Raw genomic sequence first — 16,504 nt, 5'->3', positions numbered from 1 at the left:
TGAGGTTAGCCACTGGTTTTCTCCCTGGCCTCGCGCGGCATTCCCAGCGCGCGCTCGGCAATAATGTTTCTCTGGATCTGGTTGGTGCCCGCGTAGATTGTGTCTGCGCGGGAGAACAGGAACAGTTTCTGAAGACGGCTGGTCACAGGATCGGCTTCCCAGCGCTCGGCATCCTCTCCCAGCACATCCATGGCAAGCTCGCCCAGATTACGGTGCCACGTCGCCCAGTAAATCTTGGAAATGTAGCCCTCCCGGCCGAGCGTCGTGGCGGTGCTGTCGCCCAGGGTACGCAACGCATTCATCCGCATGATCGCAAGTTGCGCCCACGCTTTCGCGATGCGCTGGCGGATCGCCGGATTCCGGCCCGCACCATTCCGGTTGGCGACATCGATGATCATCGCAAGCTCGTTGCGAAACTGCATCTGCTGTCCCAGCGTGGACGCGCCGCGCTCAAAGGACAGTGTCGCCATGGCGACCTTCCAGCCGTCGCCCGGCGCGCCGACAATGTTCTCGGCATCGGTCACGGCCTCGTCGAAATAGACTTCGTTGAACTCGCTGGAGCCCGTCATCTGCACGATGGGACGGACGGTGACGCCGGGTTGGTCCATCGGAACCAGAAGATAGACGAGCCCCTCACGTCCCACCGACCCTGGTTCGCTGCGCGCAATTACGAAGGCCCAGTCCGCCTCATGGGCGAGCGACGTCCACACCTTCTGCCCATTCAGGACCCATTTGCCGCCTTCCAGACGCGCCTTGGTCGCGACATTGGCGAGGTCTGACCCTGCATTCGGCTCCGAATAGCCCTGGCACCAGTATTCCGTGCCTGAGCGGATATCCGGCAAGAAGCGCGTCTTCTGCGCGTCAGTGCCAAGCGCAATAAGGGTTGGCGCGACCAACGTCTCGCCAATGTGCCCCGCCCTGCCCGGCCCACCAGCGCGAGCATATTCCTCATTGAAGATCATCTGCCGGACGAGTGGCAGGTTACGCCCGCCATGCGCCTCCGGCCAACCGAGGCCGATCCAGCCAGCTTCGCCCAACCGTCGTTCCCATGCCTTTCGCTCTTCGGGAAAGGCGTCCTCGTCGCCAGGGCCGCCGCGAAACTTCAGCTGTTCGAACTCACCCACAAGGTTCGCCGCGAGCCAGCCTGCGACCTCCGCACGGAAGGCTTCATCCTCGGGTGTAAAATCGAGATTCATGCCGCCGTCCCCTCAAGGCCGATGCAGCCCGCAAGCCGTTCGCGCCAGACTTCCGGAGATCCGAGCAGCCCCATGCCGGCGCGGGCCCGCTTGAAGTGGAAATGCATGTCGTATTCCCAGGTCACACCGACGCCGCCATGCATCTGGATCGCATGCCCCGCCACCGCGAAATAAGCGTCTGAACACTCTGACTTTGCAATCGCTGCCTGAGCGAAAAGTTCAGGCCCATGAGCCAGCGCTGCGGCCTGGTAAGCGGCCGACCGCGCGGCCTCGACCAGTACCATCATGTCGGCGGAACGGTGCTTCACCGCCTGGAAGGACCCGATAAGCCGACCGAATTGCTTGCGCTCGAGCGCATAAGCAACGGTCGCGTCCAGCATGGCGCCAGCGCCGCCAGCTTGCTCGGCCGCCAGCGCTATCGCAGAGCGGGCCTCAGACAGGGCGTAGACCTCCGAAAGCCCAGCGCCCGACGCAACGAGTTCAGCTGGCGCCGCGGCGAACTTGATATCAGCCTGCGGACGCGTCAGGTCCATCGTCCTGAACACACTACGGATGACACCGGCTTTGCTCGCGTCAACCATGTGCAGGCTATCGCCACCAATGACGAGGATCAGGTCTGCCGTTCCGCCGTCGACAACATTCCTGGCCACGCCAGTTATTTCTCCTGAGCGCACAGATCCTGAAGTCAGCGAACAGACCGTCGCCGTGCGCTCGCCGGATGCTATCTTTGCCAGCAGCCCCTCAGCATCGCTGCCCCCGACGGCCGCCAGGACATCGCCCGCCAGAACACAAGAAGCAAAATAAGGAGAAGTGAAAAGGACGCGGCCCATCTCTTCCATCACAAGGGCGCGTGCCAGATCACCAAGCCCCGAGCCACCTTGGACTTCAGGTATCGTCAATCCCGCAAAGCCGAGCTCGATGCCAAATTCTTGCCAGACCGATCCATAATCTAGTGCGCTGGCATCGACCTGCTTGCGGAAACCTCCACGGTCGGACCAGTCACGCAGATAGGTCGCCGCCGCCTCGCGGATCATTTCCTGGTCTTCGGTGAAGCTCGCGTCCATGATCGACCGCCCCTAACTTCCGTACACCGGCTGCGGCGGGGGTGCCTTCTCGATCAGCTCACTGATCGTCTCGCCCAGTTCTGCAGGTTCCCAGCGCGCGCCCTTATCGACGACCTCGCCCGTGCGCCACCCATCGGCCACGGAAATCTTCCCGCCATACATCTCGAAACATTTGCCCGTGACACCGTCGGATTGCTCTGACACGAGCCAGGCGACCAGCGGGGCAACATTGGCCGGGTCGAACACGTCGAACCCGCCATCCTCCGGCGGCTTCATCATCTCGTCAAAGACTCCGGCCGTCATGCCCGTGCGTCCCTGTGGAGCAACCGCATTGGCCGTGACACCGTAGCGGGCAAGCTCAGCTGACTGCACCAGCGTCAGAGACAGAATTCCCCCCTTTGCGGCCGCATAGTTGGACTGAGCTACAGAGCCCTGAAGACCCGCGCCGGAGGAAGTGTTGATAATCCGCCCACTAACAGGCTTGCCTTCCTTCGACATGACCCGCCAGCGTTTCGCCGCATGGGATGAAATGCAGAAATGACCCTTCAGATGGACGGCCATCACCGCGTCCCAGTCGTCTGGCGTCAGGCTGGTGAACATGCGGTCGCGATTGTTGCCCGCATTGTTTACGACGGCATGCAGGTCACCAAATTCGGCGAGCGCCGCCTTCACGATATTCCCGGCCGCCTCATAGTCCGTAATGTTGTCTGTATTGACGATGGCCTTGCCGCCGTCCGCCTCAATCTCCGCAACGCAGGTCGCGGCTGTCTCAGCATTGATGTCATTGACCACAACGCTCGCGCCCTCTGCGGCCAGCCGCTTTGCATAAGCCCGCCCGAGTCCGCCTCCGGCGCCGGTAACGATGGCAACGCGTCCTTCACAAATGCCCATGGACATCCTCCTCAGTTCATTCGCTCAATGATGGTCACGTTCGCCTGGCCGCCGCCCTCGCACATGGTCTGCAGGCCATAGCGACCGCCCGTGCGCTCCAACTCGTGCAGAAGCGTCGTCATAAGCTTCGCGCCGGTCGCGCCTAGCGGGTGACCGAGCGCAATAGCCCCGCCATTCACATTGGTTTTTTCGTGCGGGTAGCCGGTCTCTTTCAGCCAAGCCATGGCGACAGATGCGAAGGCTTCGTTGATCTCGACGAGATCAATCTCGTCAAGCGTCATTCCCGCCTTCTCCAGCGCCCGTTTGGTCGCCGGGATCGGCGCCGTCAGCATCCAGATCGGATCGTCGGCAAGCACACTCATATGGTGGATTCGGGCGCGCGGCTTTAGGCCATAGCGCTCCACGGCTTCCTTCGAGCAGATAAGCAGCGCGGCCGCTGCGTCACAGGTCTGACTCGACACAGCCGCCGTAATCCGCCCACCTTCCTGAAGTGGTTCGAGCGTTGCCATCCGCTCCAGCGTCGTTTCACGCCGCACGGTTTCATCCGTCTCAAGGCCTTCCAAAGGCACGATCTCCCGCTGAAACCGACCTTCATCAATAGCTCGGGCGGCCCGCGTGTGGCTTTCCAACGCAAAGGCTTCCATGTCCTCGCGAGAGCAGCCCCATTTCTCGGCAATCATTTCGGCAGAGTTGAACTGCGTCACAAGTCCATCGCCGAACCGCTCTACCCATCCTTTAGAGCCGGTGAACGGGTCCCCGAAGCCAAGCGCCTGTCCCGCCAGCATGGCCGACGAGATCGGGATCTGGGTCATCGTCTGAACGCCGCCAGCGACAACCACATCCTGCGTCCCACTCATCACGGCCTGAGCCGCGAAATGGACCGCCTGCTGGGAGCTGCCGCATTGCCGGTCGATCGTCGTTCCCGGCACATGCAGCGGCAGACCTGCCGTCAGCCAGCACGTCCTGGCAATGTCGCCCGCCAGAGGTCCGATCGTGTCAACGCACCCAAACACGACGTCTTCATAGGCTTCGGCAGGTACGTCGTTGCGCTCGACAAGGGTCTTCAGCACGAAGCCGCCAAGATCTGCTCCATGGACATGTGCAAGCGACCCTTTGCGGCGCCCGGTCGGGGTTCTCAGTGCATCGATGATATAGGCTTCGGCCATCCGGCCCTCCTGAACTGTGAAACTCTAAATCTTGGATCGGGCGTGCCGGACGAACGCGCACCGCTCCGTAGGCAGCGGGACCGCTGGCATCAGCTCTTGTCCTTGAAGTCAGCTGCCTTGCCAGTCTCGACGAAGGCGTCTCGCGCCGCCTGACTGTCCTCGTGCATATACATTTCGAACGTGAAGCCCTGCTCCCAGCGATAATTACGATCGACATCAAACGGCTCGATGCCGTTGAGAGCCTGCTTGGCAATGCGCAGAGCATCACGCGACTTCGACGCGATGACCCCAGCATAGGCATGCGCTTCAGCGACAAGCTCCTTCGGCGGAACAAGTTTCTCGATCCCGCCAAGCCGATAGGCTTCGGCGGCCGGTATTTTTCCGCCCGTAAAAAAGGCCGCGCGAACTTTCGGCAGCGGGAGAATACGCTGCATGTGGCTCGCTCCTCCCATCGCCCCCCGATCGATTTCAGGCAGCGAGAAGAAACAGTCTTCGGCGGCGATGATCACATCGGCCGCGCCGCAGATGCCAATGCCGCCGCCGATCACGAAGCCATGCGGCGCGACGACCACTGGCACTTCGCACTCATGGATAGCCTTGAAGGTGAGGAAGTTGCCCTTGTTCACTTCCACGATGGCATTCGAATTCTGCTGCAGTTCCTTGATATCAACGCCGGCACAGAACCCCCGCCCTTCGGCCCGGATCAGGAGGCATCGCACATCCGGCCGCTTGCCGAGTTCGGTAACGATCTCCGGCAGTTCCATCCACATGGCCCCGGTAAAGGCATTCACCGGCGGGTGGTCGAAAACAATCTCCGCAATACGGTCAGAAACACTTGTCTTGAAAGGCATCCTTGTCGTCCTTCTTCATTCAGCCGCGGTCGGGAATTTCGCCTGCATGGCATTGAGCCGCTCGCTCGCTTCCACCTCGATGGAGGCAAGCAGGTCTGCGCAACTTGGCAGGTCATTGATCAGGCCCGCGACCTGACCACTCGGCAGGACTCCGTCATCGGGGTGGCCCTTGACCATGGCGTTCTGGATGATCATCGGCGCATTGGCCGCCATGAGCGTCTGGCCCAGGGTCAGGTCGCTCTTGCGGGCCATTGTCCAAGCCGATTTCAGCATGTCCGGCAGGGTGACGCCCATCTCCTTGCGAAACCGCATGCCGTTGATGAGCCCGCGCACCAGTAGCCCCGGGCCGGACGCTTTCTCGAGCGATTCCAGCTTGCTGTTCAGCACCATGCGCTGGGGCAGGCCATCGAGCTTCACTGAGACCGGGATGCGCGTCACGTCCGCCGCCAGGTAGGCCGTCTTGGTTTCCTCCGGGGTCGGACTGTCCGACGTCATCATGAAACGCGTCCCCATCGCGGTCCCGTCTGCGCCGTAAGCCAGTGCCGCCGCCAGTCCGCGTCCATCCTTGAAGCCGCCGCAGGCCACAACTGGCACGCCAAGATCCATCTCCAGCACTTGGGCCAGCAGCAGCCAGGTCGGCGTCGCGCCGGTATGGCCCCCGCCCTCCGCACCCTGGCAAACCAGGATATCGGCGCCGAGTTCAACTGCTTTTTTCGCGTGTTTTGCCGCACCGATCGTCGGAACGCAGGCGATGCCCTTGGCCTTCACCTTCTCGATCATTTTCGAGGATGGCGCCCGGCCATAGGATATCGCACCGACTTCGTGATCAATGCACATGTCGATGATGCGATCGACGCCGGTCTGGAAAGAGTGGACATTGACCCCGAATGGCGCGCTGCCAACCGACTTGATCGCCTCGATCTCCGCTTCGCATTCTTCCGGCGACATCACGGCCGCCGCAAGGAAGCCGAACGCCCCTGCCGCCGTCGAAGCTTTCACCAGCTTGGACGTCGCGACCCAACCCATGGCTGTCTGAATGACAGGCAGTCGGCATCCAAGGCGTTCCGTCAGCGGTGTGGAGAAGTGAAGCGCCATCTGCTAGCCCTGCTTCGCCCTGTTGGACTTCGCCATGCTCTCGAGATTGTGCCCGGCGATATAGTCACCCTTGGCCAGCGAGTTCTGGGCATGGGCAAAATGGTGGTAGCCAAACGCCGCGTCGATGCCGGTATTCTTGCCTTGCAGCTGTTCGATGTGATTGCAGGCCTGCTTGGCCAGCGCGAGCGCAAGGCGTGGCTGGCGCGACATCTTTTCAGCGATCGCCGTCACTTCGCTATCGAGGTCGTCGCGCGGAACGACGCGGTTGATCATACCGATATCATAGGCCCGCTGCGCACTCATCCGCTCGCCTAGGAACAGAAATTCCTTGGCCTGGCGGACGTTGAGCTCATGGCAATGCGCAAAGTATTCAACGCCTGGAAAGCCCATGGTCAGGACAGGGTCCTGGAAGAAGGCATCGTCGGAGGCGATGATCATATCGCACACCCAAGCGAGCATAAGCCCGCCAGCGATACAGCCCTTGTGGACTTGCGCAATCGTGGGCTTCGGCAGATCCCGCCAGCGCTTGCAGAGGCCGAGATAAACCTCCTGTTCACGGGCAAAGGCCTTCTCGGCTGCCGGCTTGTTAGAATGGTCGTAGTAAAGCTCGCGGCGCTCAAAGCTAAGGTCAAAATCGCGGCCCGGCGTGCCGATGTCGTGGCCCTGAGAAAAGTGCTTTCCTGCCGCCTTCAGGACGATGACCTTTACGCTGTCATCAGCAACCGCGCGGTAGAAGGCATCATCCAGCGCATAAAGCATCTGGCTGTTCTGCGCATTGTACAGCGTCGGCCGGTTCAGCGTGAGGTACGCGACATGATTCCGGGTTTCATAAAGAACCGGTTCGGCTTCCTCGTAGACGACATCCTTCTTGACCGCATCTACGATCTCCAGATCCATTGGCTTCTTGTCATCCGACATGGGACGTCCTCCTCAGCTCGCCCGCCGTCCGGGCGGATTGCCCCGGAACACGGTTGCCCGCTGGTTGTGCGGATCAAATTTGGCGATCAGGGCAAGTTGCTCGGCTGTTGGGGCCGTCGTCTCTGCGAGCCCGTCGATGCGCTCCAGCTCAAAGCCCGTATTGTCCTGGACTTCCTCGAAGCTCACACCCGGATGCAGAGAGATCACGCGGATCGCGTTATCCTTGCCGCCGAAGTCCATGACGCAGAGATTGGTCACGATCCGGCGCAGGTCGACATATTTACCGACCTTGCCGTCCGGATAGCGCTCTGGATTGTATCCGGCCGAACAGACCATATCGACCTCGCCCTCGACGAAGGCACGCGTCGTATGCGAGGGCACGAACATCGAATTGCGGTTGTTGATTGAGTTGCCGGGATATCCCCGCGCGCCAAGCAGGCTCGCCTTTGGCGCGGCATAGTCGCCAATGACTGAGATGTTCATTTGCCCGAAGCGGTCGATCTGGACGGGGCCGACAAAGCAGTGGCGCTGCCCCCGAGAGACAATATCGAACACGCGCTCATAATTCATGATGCCTTCTTTTTTCGGCTCATAGCCGTCGCGCGGCCCGACAGGCACTGGCTCGGAGACGAGGAAGTACTCACCGTCGGTCATCATCAGGCCGGGATTGAAGCTCGCCTTGGCGATCGATCCGGCAATGCGCGGCACGAGGCCGATCACCGTGATCATCACTTCGCCCTCATCACGGAAGCACTCAGCGCCGGCAGCGATGCAAAGTTCGGCAAGAGAATAATCGGTATCGCTCATCACATGCGCTCCTTAAAATACCGGCATTGGAAGACACGAAATCGCGTCAGGCCCGCCGACCTTCTCGACGTAGCTGTCGAGATCCACCCCATCGACGAATTCGCCGCGATAGCCGGCCCACGCCTCCCCCGTCGCGTCGGAATAGGCCTTGAGGTGCGCCAGATCGAAGCCATAGTCGGGGCTGCAGGAACTTGGATGCGCCCCAAAGCGTGCCTCGGCGACCCGCTCAACCAGGGACCGCTCGATCGGCATGCGGACGGTCTTTGCTGGATCGTCGAAAGCACTGGTCTCAACAATTCGCTCAGCGGTGAGGAATGAGCGCTCAGCTGCTCGGCAGAACCACTCATCAAAGAACGGATCAGGCCCCGCAATCCAGGAATTGCCCTGGCGATCGGCTTCGTTCACGTGGGCAACGGCAAGATCGAGATTGAGAGCCGGCATGGCGATGAGAGTCTCGCCATCCTCATAGGGCGATTGAATGTATTTTAGCTGCGGGCTGAGACGAACGATATCTGTCCCGATCCCGGCGCGTGTTGGCATGAAAGGCAAGCGTTTCGCCGCGGCCTTGAGGCCGTCCTGGAACATGCCCTCATCCAGCTCCATCACCTCGAATTCACCGGCCTGCCGGGCCCTGCGAAAATGGGCCTCCAGCGGGATTGCATCCAGCGACACAAAGGCAAAGATCAGCTTGCGGATCTTGCCGGCCGACGCCAGCATCCCGACATCGGCCCCACCATAGGAAACAACCGTCAGGTCTTTCACATCGGTCTTCAGAAGCTCCCGGATGAACGCCATCGGCTTGCGGCGGGCACCCCATCCGGCAATGCCAAGGGTCATGCCATTTCGGACCTCACCAGCTAGCTCCGCAAGGCTTGCGGTCTTGTCGAGCGTGCTCATCACTGCCCTCCAAAGAGTTGGTAGTCGTGGCCCCAGATGTCACCGAGCGTGGAACTTGTGGCCTTGTAAGTCTTCGGATCGATGGTCTTCCCGTCATAGCCGAACTCCACGGCGATCCCGCCCGGACCGAACACATAGAAACTCACCATCTCGTCATTCTCGTGCCGGCCGAGCGACGCGAGCAGCGGCAAGCCAGCCTTCTTCACCCTGTCTAGGGCCTGGCCGACTTCATCGAGCGATCCGACCTCGGCCATGATGTGCACGCAGCCGGATGGGATCGGAAAATTGTAGAGGGCGAGCGAGTGATGGCGCGGGTTCTGGCCATGCATGAACACGATGCGCTGCTCTGGCCCCTCTTCGAACATCGGCGGCAGCGTCAGGATATCGCTCAGCCCGAAGCCCATCAGGTCGCGATAGAAGGCGTGTGTTGTATCCTGCTGCGGCGCCGGAATGACGATATGACCGAGGCCCATGTGGCGTGTCATGAAGCCCTTGATGTCGAGCTGCGGCTCATAGGGTTTTCCCATCCCCGTACGGCCATAATAGAACTCAAGCGGATTGCCGTCCGGGTCTGATGCCGTCGCATAGGCCGTCACGCAGCGAAGTTCAGCTCCGTCGGTCGTTCCGTCTTGCACCTCGACACCCGCACCCGACAGGCGATCAAGAAGCGCGTCCCATTCTGCCTGGCTGGAGAGCTCCCAGCCCATTCCAAGGAGCTTGTCCTCTTCGTGTGGCTCAATCAGATAACGGAAAGGGTGGTCGTCCATCTTCATGCGGATCATCTCGTCCGCTGAGCCCTCAAGGAGCTGCATGCCGAGCATGTCGCACAAAAGCGTTTTCCATTGTTCGGGATCCTGTGCGCCAAATCGCACATAACCGAGTTGGGCTCCGCTCATATCCTTCTCCCCATCATTGTTTTCTGGCTGTCCGTCATTCGGCGGCCTCCTTCTGCTTCAGAAGATCAAGGGCCACATCGACGATCATGTCTTCCTGGCCGCCCACCATCCGGCGGCTCCCCAGTTCAACGAGAATTTCCCTGACATCGACGCCATAATCATTGGACGCTTTTTCGGCATGCCGCAGGAATGAGGAGTAAACACCGGCATAGCCAAGCGAGAGCGTCTCGCGGTCGACCTGGACCGGGCGGTCCTGCAGCGGGCGCACGAGCTCCTCTGCCGCATCCATCAGCTTGAAAACATCGCAGCCGTGTTTCCAGCCCTTACGGTCGATAGCGGCGACGAAGACTTCCAGAGGCGCATTGCCAGCCCCCGCGCCCATGGCCGCAAGACTCGCATCGACCCGTCGCGCGCCATTCTGGACCGCCACGATAGAGTTCGCGACGCCAAGCGACAGATTGTGGTGGGCGTGCACGCCGCGGTCCGTTTCCGGCTTCAGCACACGGTCATAGGCCTGAAGACGTGCGGCATAGCCATCCATATCGAGCGCGCCGCCTGAGTCCGTCACGTAAACCGTGGTTGCGCCATAGCTTTCCATGAGCGCAGCTTGTTCGGCCAGTTTCTCCGGTTCGGACATGTGGCTCATCATCAAGAAGCCGATCGTGTCCATGCCTAGCTCGCGGGCGATGGTGATATGCTGCTTTGAGACGTCTGCCTCGGTGCAGTGGGTCGCAACCCGTACCGAGCGCACGCCGAGCCGGTAGGCCTGCTTCAGCTCCTCGACCGTCGCGATACCCGGCAGGATCAGTGTCGTGATCGTCGCCTTCTTGACGACATCCGCAACCGCTTCGATCCACTCCCAGTCGGTATGTGCACCAAAGCCGTAATTGAACGCCCCGCCATTGAGGCCGTCACCATGCGCAATCTCGATGGCATCGACACCCGCCTCATCGAGCGCCTTCGCAATCGCGCGCACTTGTTCGATACCGTACTGGTGGCGGATCGCATGCATGCCATCGCGCAGCGTTACGTCCTGGATGAAAATCTTCTCGTTGACCGGATCATTCATCCGGCCCTTGCTGAGGGAAGTCATTTTGTGGCTCCGAATTTCCGCACGGCGACGCGCTCGGCCGTGCCCATTGCCGCCGACGTCATGATGTCGAGATTTCCGGCATATTTTGGCAGGTAGTGGCCGGCCCCTTCGACCTCGAGGAAGATGGTGGTCTTCACGCCTTCGAATTCACCGAGTCCCGGAATTCGAACCGGATTGTTCGCACCGAAGCGTTCGAACTGGACCTTTTGCTTCAGACGATAGCCGGGCACATAGGAGCGGACATCCTCCACCATCGCCTCAACGGAGGCCTCGATCTCTTTCTCGTCGCCGCCGACAGAAAGCGCGTAGATGGTATCGCGCATCAGCATCGGCGGTTCGGCCGGGTTCAGGATAATGATCGCCTTGCCAAAGCCTGCCCCACCGACCTTTTCGATGCCGCGCGCGGTCGTCTGCGTGAACTCATCGATATTCGCGCGCGTTCCAGGCCCTGCAGACCGGGAAGAGACCGATGCAACAATCTCGGCGTAGGGCACCGACTGGCTCGCCCGTGTGACGGCATAGACCATCGGGATTGTAGCCTGACCGCCGCAGGTGACCATGTTCACATTCGGCTCATCGAGGTGTTCGTCGATGTTCACGACGGGCACACAATATGGCCCGATCGCCGCAGGTGTCAGGTCGATCATGACCTTGCCCTGCGCCCGCGTCAGCGCATCATGTTTGCCATGGACATAGGCCGAGGTCGCATCAAACACGACATCGGAAGCGGCCCATTCCGGCATTGCCACGGCGCCGTCCGCGCCCGTGTGACACGTCGCAATTCCTCGAGCGCGCGCCATGGCAAGCCCTTCCGAATCCGGATCAATCCCCACGACCAGTGCCGGCTCGATCAGGTCGGACGTTTCCGCCAGCTTGATCATCAGATCGGTTCCGATATTGCCGGACCCGATCAGTGTCGCCTTGATTTTACCCATCACACAAACTCCACATGGCAGGTTCCGAGACCATCGATGCTGACATCCATGACATCGCCCGGCCCGACAGGCTCGAGCGGCACAACAGATCCGGAAAGGATGATTTCGCCGGCAAGGAACGGGATGCCGTAAGCCCCCAACGTGTTGGCCAGCCAGGCCACGGCATTCTCCGGCGCGCCCTGAACGGCCGACCCATAGCCTTCCGACAGCGGTTGACCGTTCTTCGTCACGACAGCTTTGAGGCCCGCGAGATCGAGCCCCGACGGGTCGGCCTCGACATCACCGAGCACGAAGACACCACACGAGGCATTGTCGGCAACCGTGTCCTGAATCGCGATTTTCCAATCCCTGATGCGGCTGTCGACAATCTCGAAGCACGCCATCACGCTCTCCGTCGCATCGAGCACATCCTGCGCGGTGACACCGGGACCCTGCAGGTCGGACTTCAGCCTGAAGGCAATCTCCGCCTCCGCCCGCGGCGCGATCAATTTCGAACAGTCGACACGCCCGCCCTGCACATGCATCGCATCGGTAAGGAAACCAAAATCTGGCTGATGGACGCTCAGCATGTCCTGCACGGGCTTCGATGTTACGCCAATCTTCTTGCCGACCACGCATTCGCCCTCAGCCTTGCGTGCCTCCAGCATGGCTAGAGACACCGCATACGCCTCGTCGATCGTCATGCCCGGCCATGTATCGATCAGGGGAGCGACGGGCACACGTGACTTGAGCGCCGCCCATAGGCGTTCACCCGCCTTGGCGGGATCAAAATCAGGATGCGGATCAGCCACGACAACAAACCTTGTCGTCGCAATGCCCGCGCCATCCGGCGGCAAGAGCGTATTCTGGCCGCTGGTCGCGGAGACAGCCAGAATCGCAACTCCCACGCCATTCAGCTTTTCGTCTTTGCGATTTTTCCACAAACACCCTCCCGCGGCACTTTCACAACGAATGTAAGCCTAACGGGAGCGTCATGTAAATTATTTTCGTAGTTTTTTTGTGCTTTTTATACGCAAATAGAATTTTCCGTGTGCCCACAATGTAAAAAGGTCAGAAAATTTCAGGCTTGTCTGACGAACTTCGTTTGCGCGGCGTCGCTAGGCCGCCTTAGCTGCCCCATCCTGGTCAGGTATCTTTGCGACCAATCCGCATAAGCATTTGAAACCTACGACCGTACGATTTAAACAAAATCTTGATTTGTAAGATTTGGAGGCAGGGGTATGGGCCGGCCATCGAAGTCCCTGATATCGAGAGACAGCGCTGCAAACGCAGCGCTGAACGTCATCGATGCGCATGGGCTAGGCAAGCTCAGCCTGGAGCTTGTTGCCAAGCAGCTCGGCGTGAAGGCCCCATCGCTCTACTATCATTTCAAGGACAAGAACGAACTTCTGGCAGAAGTCGCTCTGATCATGCTTCGGGATATCGACCCGCCAAAGATTGATGAGAACGACTGGGAAAAAACGCTGGTTCGTCTTTGCAAATCCACGCGCAGGTCGATCCTGCGTCATCCAAATGCGGCACCGCTCCTGTTACAGTTCTTCCCGCGGCGTATTCTGCTCGGCGCTTATGATTTCTGGATTTCGATGTGCCCTTATCCTCCAGAAACCCACATGGTCATCATGGAGGGCACTGAGAAGCTGACCTATGCGTCCGCGCTGTTTGAAGCAGCGGCTCGCTCTTATGGTGTCGAGCTCATGCCCGAAAACCAACTTGAGCAACTTCCGCATCTCAGAGCCGCCGTTCAGGCAAATCCGCATGATGACGAGGAATTGTTCGAGGAAACGGTAACCGCATTTCTACGGGGCTTCCGGCACTATCCGAAGACCCCGAAGAAACTTACCGAAGACGAGAAGAAGCGCGCGCGCCGCCTCGGTATCGCCCGGACTGTGCCGGCAGGCTGATGCTTCAGCCTGCTCCCGCGGCATCAGCAAAGCCGCACGAAGAGCGGATATCCCGGAAATCCCCGAACTTCGCGAAGCAGAGGAGCCCCTACTTCACCGCGTCGGCTGATTTAGGAATGTAGACCGACTTCGGCTGCGTAAACTCTCGCAGACCGTAGATGCCGTTTTCGGCACCGATGCCAGATTGCTTGTGGCCAGCGAGCGGGGTCAGTGGTGTCGACTGGAGGTTCTGATTAATCCAGACCGTGCCGGTTTCCATCTCATTGGCAATCTCAACAGCCTTGTCGATATCGGCGGACCAGACAGCCCCGGCAAGACCGTATTCGGTGTCATTCGCCCGGTCGATCACCTCGTCGATGCTTGAGAATTTCATCATCGGGAGAATGGGGCCGAACGCCTCTTCCTGAACGACGCGCGAGCTCTCAGGCGGGTTGTCCACGATGGTGAGCGGAATGAAATAGCCTTGCTCAGGAACGTCAGTTCCATACAGCATCGTCAGCCCCTGCTTTTTCGCGTCCTCCATAAGATCAAGGACGCGCTCATACTGGGATTTATTCTGGATCGGTCCGAACATGTTGCCCTGCGCGCTTCCGTCACCAACAGGAGAGGCCTTGGCAAGCGCATGCATCTTGTCCCGCACAGCGTCATAGATGTCTTCGTGGACGTACAACCGCTTGGTCGCAACGCAGATCTGAGCCGTATTGCCGAAAGCGCCCGCAAATAACTGTTCGGTGACCTTGTCGACATCAACATCCGGAAGAACGATGGCCGCGTCGTTTCCACCAAGTTCCAGCGTCACGCGTTTGAGATCCTTGGAAGCCGACTCCATGACGCGCTTGCCGGTCGCGGTTGACCCCGTGAAGGAGATTTTGGCAAAGCCTTCGTGCGACGTCATCCATAAGCTGCGCACCGGTGAGAGCCAGTTCGTCGAGGTCCCCATGTTCGAGGCCTTCACCCAATTCATGCTGGCAGAACATCTCGGCGGTCTCACCTTTGATCCGCCCAATGCAGACGCGTGTTATTTCCGTCAAATCGATCCAGACCGGCAGCCTTTCCCGACTTCCGATGGCTATATCAGCATTGTGCCCTACACTCCGGATAGCTGGCGCATCGTCTTCGATGTGCTCGGGGACCCAGCATTCCTCAAACAGCCGGGCCTTCAGACGATAAAGGAGCAATATGTCAACCAGCACCGGCTCTATCAGCGTCTGGCCGAACTCACTCCGACCCGCACGACAGCCGACTGGACCGAACGCTTCCGGGCCGCGCGCATCCCCTGCATGCCGGTACGCGATATGGCGGACATGCTGGACGATCCGCACCTCAAGGCCACCGGCTTCTTCAACCGCCGTGAGCACCCGAGCGAGGGCGCCTGGTATGACATGGCCAGCCCTGTTCGCTACGCGGTCGGCAGAAATGACGGCCACCGACCACCGCCCCGCATTGGCGAACACAGTGATGAAATCCGTGCAGAATTAGATAATCAGAAGGAGAAGCAACAATGACCGAACGAACAGGACAGTGTCTTTGCGGACAGGTCAGCTACAGGCTGAAAGCCGACCCCATCGTGACGGCCGTCTGTCATTGCAAACATTGCCAGCGTCAGGCTGGGAGCGCCTTCTCTGTGATCGCCCTTGCGCCTACCGCTGCAGTCGAGATCAATGGCGAGCTTAAAACCTATGAGGATACCGCCGACAGCGGGGCCGCGCTCGAGCGGAAATTCTGCCCCAATTGCGGATCAGCCATGTTTTCAGCGCAACCCGCAAACCCCGATGCGATCATCATCAAAGCAGGGACTTTCGACGATACTGACTGGCTCAAGCCAGCGGTCCATGTCTGGTGTGACAGCGCCCAGCCCTGGGTCGAGATCAGCGACAAGGCCGTAAAATTTCCCGGGAATGCCCCAGGAAGCTAGCTGGCCGACGGCGGCATGTGCCGCCGCAGAAAGCCAAGCACAGCGTCATTAAAAGCATCATTGCGGTCGCCGGCCACCATGTGTCCAGCGCCGCTCACATCCGCGACTTCGATATCTGGAATACGCGCCTTGAACTCATCCACCGTCCGCTCGGTGACGACATCACTCTCCAGACCGCGCACAAGAAGAACCGGAACAGATGTCGCGGACTTCAGGGCATCAAAGGTCTCAGCCATCTTTGCCCGCTCCTCGTCGATATCGATTTCGAGCATGCCGGGGTCCCAATGCCAGTACCATCGGCCATTGTCGCGTTGGCGCAATTTCCGCTTGAGGCCGGAAACACTGGCCGGGCGTTTGCGCGACGGGTTATAGGCGGCGATGGCCGCGGCCGCCTCTTCCAGTGATGCAAATCCGTTCACACCGCTCGCCATGAAATCCCTGACACGCTGCATGCCTGCCCGCTCGGAATTCGGCGCGATGTCGACGAGGACGAGGGCGTTCGGCCGGTATGAGTGGGTCAGCCCAAAGAGTGCCGTGCCGCCACCCATCGAGGCCCCAACGACACCGATCGGTCCTGTTTGCTCAGCAATCACCCCCGCCATATCACTCCATCTGCGTTCAAGGGGGTAGCGATTGTCCGGCGACCAGCCGCTTTCTCCATGGCCGCGCGCATCCAAATTGATGACGCAATAGCCCGCACCAGCAAGCAGGCTGACTGCATGTGACCAGGAATGCCGCGTTTGTCCGCCCCCATGCGCCAGCAGGATCGTCGGACCATCAGAAGGACCGGCAATGTCAGCAACAAGGCCAACCCCGTCATCGGCAATGAATTCGCGGCGCTCACTCATAATAAAGCCCTCCAAAAAACTGAACCGGAGC

The 16,504-nt window shown here is 60.0% G+C and carries 18 protein-coding genes; 3 read left to right on the top strand and 15 right to left on the bottom strand.

The window, feature by feature from the left end; genetic code table 11:
• Positions 1 to 5: 5 nt before the first annotated feature.
• From B8783_RS17255 to B8783_RS17195, 13 genes are all read right to left on the bottom strand, one after another.
• Complete coding sequence (locus tag B8783_RS17255) at positions 6 to 1,196, bottom strand: acyl-CoA dehydrogenase family protein (RefSeq protein WP_084421509.1); 1,191 nt, start codon at positions 1,194 to 1,196, stop codon at positions 6 to 8.
• Positions 1,193 to 2,260, bottom strand: a complete 1,068-nt coding sequence (locus B8783_RS17250) for an acyl-CoA dehydrogenase family protein (RefSeq protein WP_084421507.1) — start codon at positions 2,258 to 2,260, stop codon at positions 1,193 to 1,195. The genes B8783_RS17255 and B8783_RS17250 overlap by 4 nt, the downstream gene beginning before the upstream one ends.
• Before the next feature lie 12 nt (positions 2,261 to 2,272).
• On the bottom strand, positions 2,273 to 3,151 hold the full coding sequence (locus B8783_RS17245; RefSeq protein WP_084421505.1) for an SDR family oxidoreductase: 879 nt from the start codon (positions 3,149 to 3,151) through the stop codon (positions 2,273 to 2,275).
• An 11-nt stretch (positions 3,152 to 3,162) separates the two neighbouring features.
• On the bottom strand, positions 3,163 to 4,317 hold the full coding sequence (locus B8783_RS17240; protein WP_084421503.1) for an acetyl-CoA C-acetyltransferase: 1,155 nt from the start codon (positions 4,315 to 4,317) through the stop codon (positions 3,163 to 3,165).
• Positions 4,318 to 4,406: 89 nt separating this feature from the next.
• Entirely contained in the window at positions 4,407 to 5,168 is a 762-nt protein-coding gene (locus B8783_RS17235; RefSeq protein WP_084421501.1) for an enoyl-CoA hydratase family protein, read from the bottom strand.
• A gap of 15 nt (positions 5,169 to 5,183) precedes the next feature.
• On the bottom strand, positions 5,184 to 6,263 hold the full coding sequence (locus B8783_RS17230; RefSeq protein WP_084421499.1) for an NAD(P)H-dependent flavin oxidoreductase: 1,080 nt from the start codon (positions 6,261 to 6,263) through the stop codon (positions 5,184 to 5,186).
• 3 nt (positions 6,264 to 6,266) lie between these two features.
• Positions 6,267 to 7,181 carry an enoyl-CoA hydratase gene (locus B8783_RS17225; protein WP_084421497.1) on the bottom strand — a complete coding sequence of 305 codons (915 nt, stop codon included), beginning with the start codon at positions 7,179 to 7,181 and terminating at the stop codon, positions 6,267 to 6,269.
• Positions 7,182 to 7,193: 12 nt separating this feature from the next.
• The gene (locus tag B8783_RS17220) at positions 7,194 to 7,988 is read right to left on the bottom strand and encodes a CoA-transferase subunit beta (protein ID WP_199288166.1); all 795 of its coding nucleotides are present in this window, start codon (positions 7,986 to 7,988) and stop codon (positions 7,194 to 7,196) included.
• 12 nt (positions 7,989 to 8,000) lie between these two features.
• Positions 8,001 to 8,885: a CoA transferase subunit A gene (locus B8783_RS17215; RefSeq protein WP_084421492.1), complete on the bottom strand. Its 885-nt coding sequence runs from the start codon at positions 8,883 to 8,885 to the stop codon at positions 8,001 to 8,003.
• Positions 8,885 to 9,781 carry a VOC family protein gene (locus B8783_RS17210; protein WP_084421489.1) on the bottom strand — a complete coding sequence of 299 codons (897 nt, stop codon included), beginning with the start codon at positions 9,779 to 9,781 and terminating at the stop codon, positions 8,885 to 8,887. Before B8783_RS17210 ends, B8783_RS17215 begins: the two co-directional genes overlap by 1 nt.
• A 34-nt stretch (positions 9,782 to 9,815) precedes the next feature.
• On the bottom strand, positions 9,816 to 10,874 hold the full coding sequence (dmpG, locus tag B8783_RS17205; protein ID WP_233355850.1) for a 4-hydroxy-2-oxovalerate aldolase: 1,059 nt from the start codon (positions 10,872 to 10,874) through the stop codon (positions 9,816 to 9,818).
• Positions 10,871 to 11,809 (bottom strand): acetaldehyde dehydrogenase (acetylating), encoded by a 939-nt coding sequence (locus tag B8783_RS17200; protein WP_084421487.1) that lies wholly within the window; start codon positions 11,807 to 11,809, stop codon positions 10,871 to 10,873. Before B8783_RS17200 ends, dmpG begins: the two co-directional genes overlap by 4 nt.
• Positions 11,809 to 12,600 (bottom strand): fumarylacetoacetate hydrolase family protein, encoded by a 792-nt coding sequence (locus B8783_RS17195; protein ID WP_233355885.1) that lies wholly within the window; start codon positions 12,598 to 12,600, stop codon positions 11,809 to 11,811. Before B8783_RS17195 ends, B8783_RS17200 begins: the two co-directional genes overlap by 1 nt.
• Positions 12,601 to 13,029: 429 nt before the next feature.
• On the opposite strand from B8783_RS17195, the gene B8783_RS17190 reads away from it, so the two are divergent.
• Positions 13,030 to 13,710, top strand: a complete 681-nt coding sequence (locus B8783_RS17190) for a TetR/AcrR family transcriptional regulator (RefSeq protein ID WP_084421484.1) — start codon at positions 13,030 to 13,032, stop codon at positions 13,708 to 13,710.
• A gap of 88 nt (positions 13,711 to 13,798) precedes the next feature.
• Here B8783_RS17190 and B8783_RS17185 read toward each other — a convergent pair whose 3' ends face one another.
• Positions 13,799 to 14,605, bottom strand: coding sequence for an aldehyde dehydrogenase family protein (locus tag B8783_RS17185; RefSeq protein WP_233355849.1), 807 nt, complete (start codon positions 14,603 to 14,605; stop codon positions 13,799 to 13,801).
• On the opposite strand from B8783_RS17185, the gene B8783_RS17180 reads away from it, so the two are divergent.
• Together B8783_RS17180 and B8783_RS17175 are read left to right on the top strand one after the other, a co-directional pair.
• Positions 14,538 to 15,215 (top strand): CoA transferase, encoded by a 678-nt coding sequence (locus tag B8783_RS17180; protein WP_233355848.1) that lies wholly within the window; start codon positions 14,538 to 14,540, stop codon positions 15,213 to 15,215. The two genes, B8783_RS17185 and B8783_RS17180, sit on opposite strands and share 68 nt — an antisense overlap.
• Positions 15,212 to 15,625 (top strand): GFA family protein, encoded by a 414-nt coding sequence (locus tag B8783_RS17175; protein WP_084421478.1) that lies wholly within the window; start codon positions 15,212 to 15,214, stop codon positions 15,623 to 15,625. The genes B8783_RS17180 and B8783_RS17175 overlap by 4 nt, the downstream gene beginning before the upstream one ends.
• Here the strand turns inward: B8783_RS17175 and B8783_RS17170 are convergent.
• Positions 15,622 to 16,473 carry an alpha/beta fold hydrolase gene (locus B8783_RS17170; RefSeq protein ID WP_084421475.1) on the bottom strand — a complete coding sequence of 284 codons (852 nt, stop codon included), beginning with the start codon at positions 16,471 to 16,473 and terminating at the stop codon, positions 15,622 to 15,624. The genes B8783_RS17175 and B8783_RS17170 overlap by 4 nt on opposite strands.
• Positions 16,474 to 16,504: the final 31 nt, after the last annotated feature.

Source organism: Henriciella litoralis, from assembly GCF_002088935.1.
In the GTDB taxonomy this organism is placed as follows: Bacteria; Pseudomonadota; Alphaproteobacteria; order Caulobacterales; family Hyphomonadaceae; genus Henriciella; species Henriciella litoralis.
The sequence above is the reverse complement of the archived record's forward strand: the minus strand, read 5'-3'. Positions and strand labels throughout refer to the sequence as shown.

Coding starts and splice junctions, on each gene's coding strand:
- B8783_RS17255 (WP_084421509.1), bottom strand. CDS start 1,196: ATGAATCTCGATTTTACACCCGAGGATGAAGCCTTCCGTGCGGAGGTC.
- B8783_RS17250 (WP_084421507.1), bottom strand. CDS start 2,260: ATGGACGCGAGCTTCACCGAAGACCAGGAAATGATCCGCGAGGCGGCG.
- B8783_RS17245 (WP_084421505.1), bottom strand. CDS start 3,151: ATGGGCATTTGTGAAGGACGCGTTGCCATCGTTACCGGCGCCGGAGGC.
- B8783_RS17240 (WP_084421503.1), bottom strand. CDS start 4,317: ATGGCCGAAGCCTATATCATCGATGCACTGAGAACCCCGACCGGGCGC.
- B8783_RS17235 (WP_084421501.1), bottom strand. CDS start 5,168: ATGCCTTTCAAGACAAGTGTTTCTGACCGTATTGCGGAGATTGTTTTC.
- B8783_RS17230 (WP_084421499.1), bottom strand. CDS start 6,263: ATGGCGCTTCACTTCTCCACACCGCTGACGGAACGCCTTGGATGCCGA.
- B8783_RS17225 (WP_084421497.1), bottom strand. CDS start 7,181: ATGTCGGATGACAAGAAGCCAATGGATCTGGAGATCGTAGATGCGGTC.
- B8783_RS17220 (WP_199288166.1), bottom strand. CDS start 7,988: ATGAGCGATACCGATTATTCTCTTGCCGAACTTTGCATCGCTGCCGGC.
- B8783_RS17215 (WP_084421492.1), bottom strand. CDS start 8,885: ATGAGCACGCTCGACAAGACCGCAAGCCTTGCGGAGCTAGCTGGTGAG.
- B8783_RS17210 (WP_084421489.1), bottom strand. CDS start 9,781: ATGAGCGGAGCCCAACTCGGTTATGTGCGATTTGGCGCACAGGATCCC.
- dmpG (WP_233355850.1), bottom strand. CDS start 10,874: ATGACTTCCCTCAGCAAGGGCCGGATGAATGATCCGGTCAACGAGAAG.
- B8783_RS17200 (WP_084421487.1), bottom strand. CDS start 11,809: ATGGGTAAAATCAAGGCGACACTGATCGGGTCCGGCAATATCGGAACC.
- B8783_RS17190 (WP_084421484.1), top strand. CDS start 13,030: ATGGGCCGGCCATCGAAGTCCCTGATATCGAGAGACAGCGCTGCAAAC.
- B8783_RS17180 (WP_233355848.1), top strand. CDS start 14,538: ATGACGCGCTTGCCGGTCGCGGTTGACCCCGTGAAGGAGATTTTGGCA.
- B8783_RS17185 (WP_233355849.1), bottom strand. CDS start 14,605: ATGACGTCGCACGAAGGCTTTGCCAAAATCTCCTTCACGGGGTCAACC.
- B8783_RS17175 (WP_084421478.1), top strand. CDS start 15,212: ATGACCGAACGAACAGGACAGTGTCTTTGCGGACAGGTCAGCTACAGG.
- B8783_RS17170 (WP_084421475.1), bottom strand. CDS start 16,473: ATGAGTGAGCGCCGCGAATTCATTGCCGATGACGGGGTTGGCCTTGTT.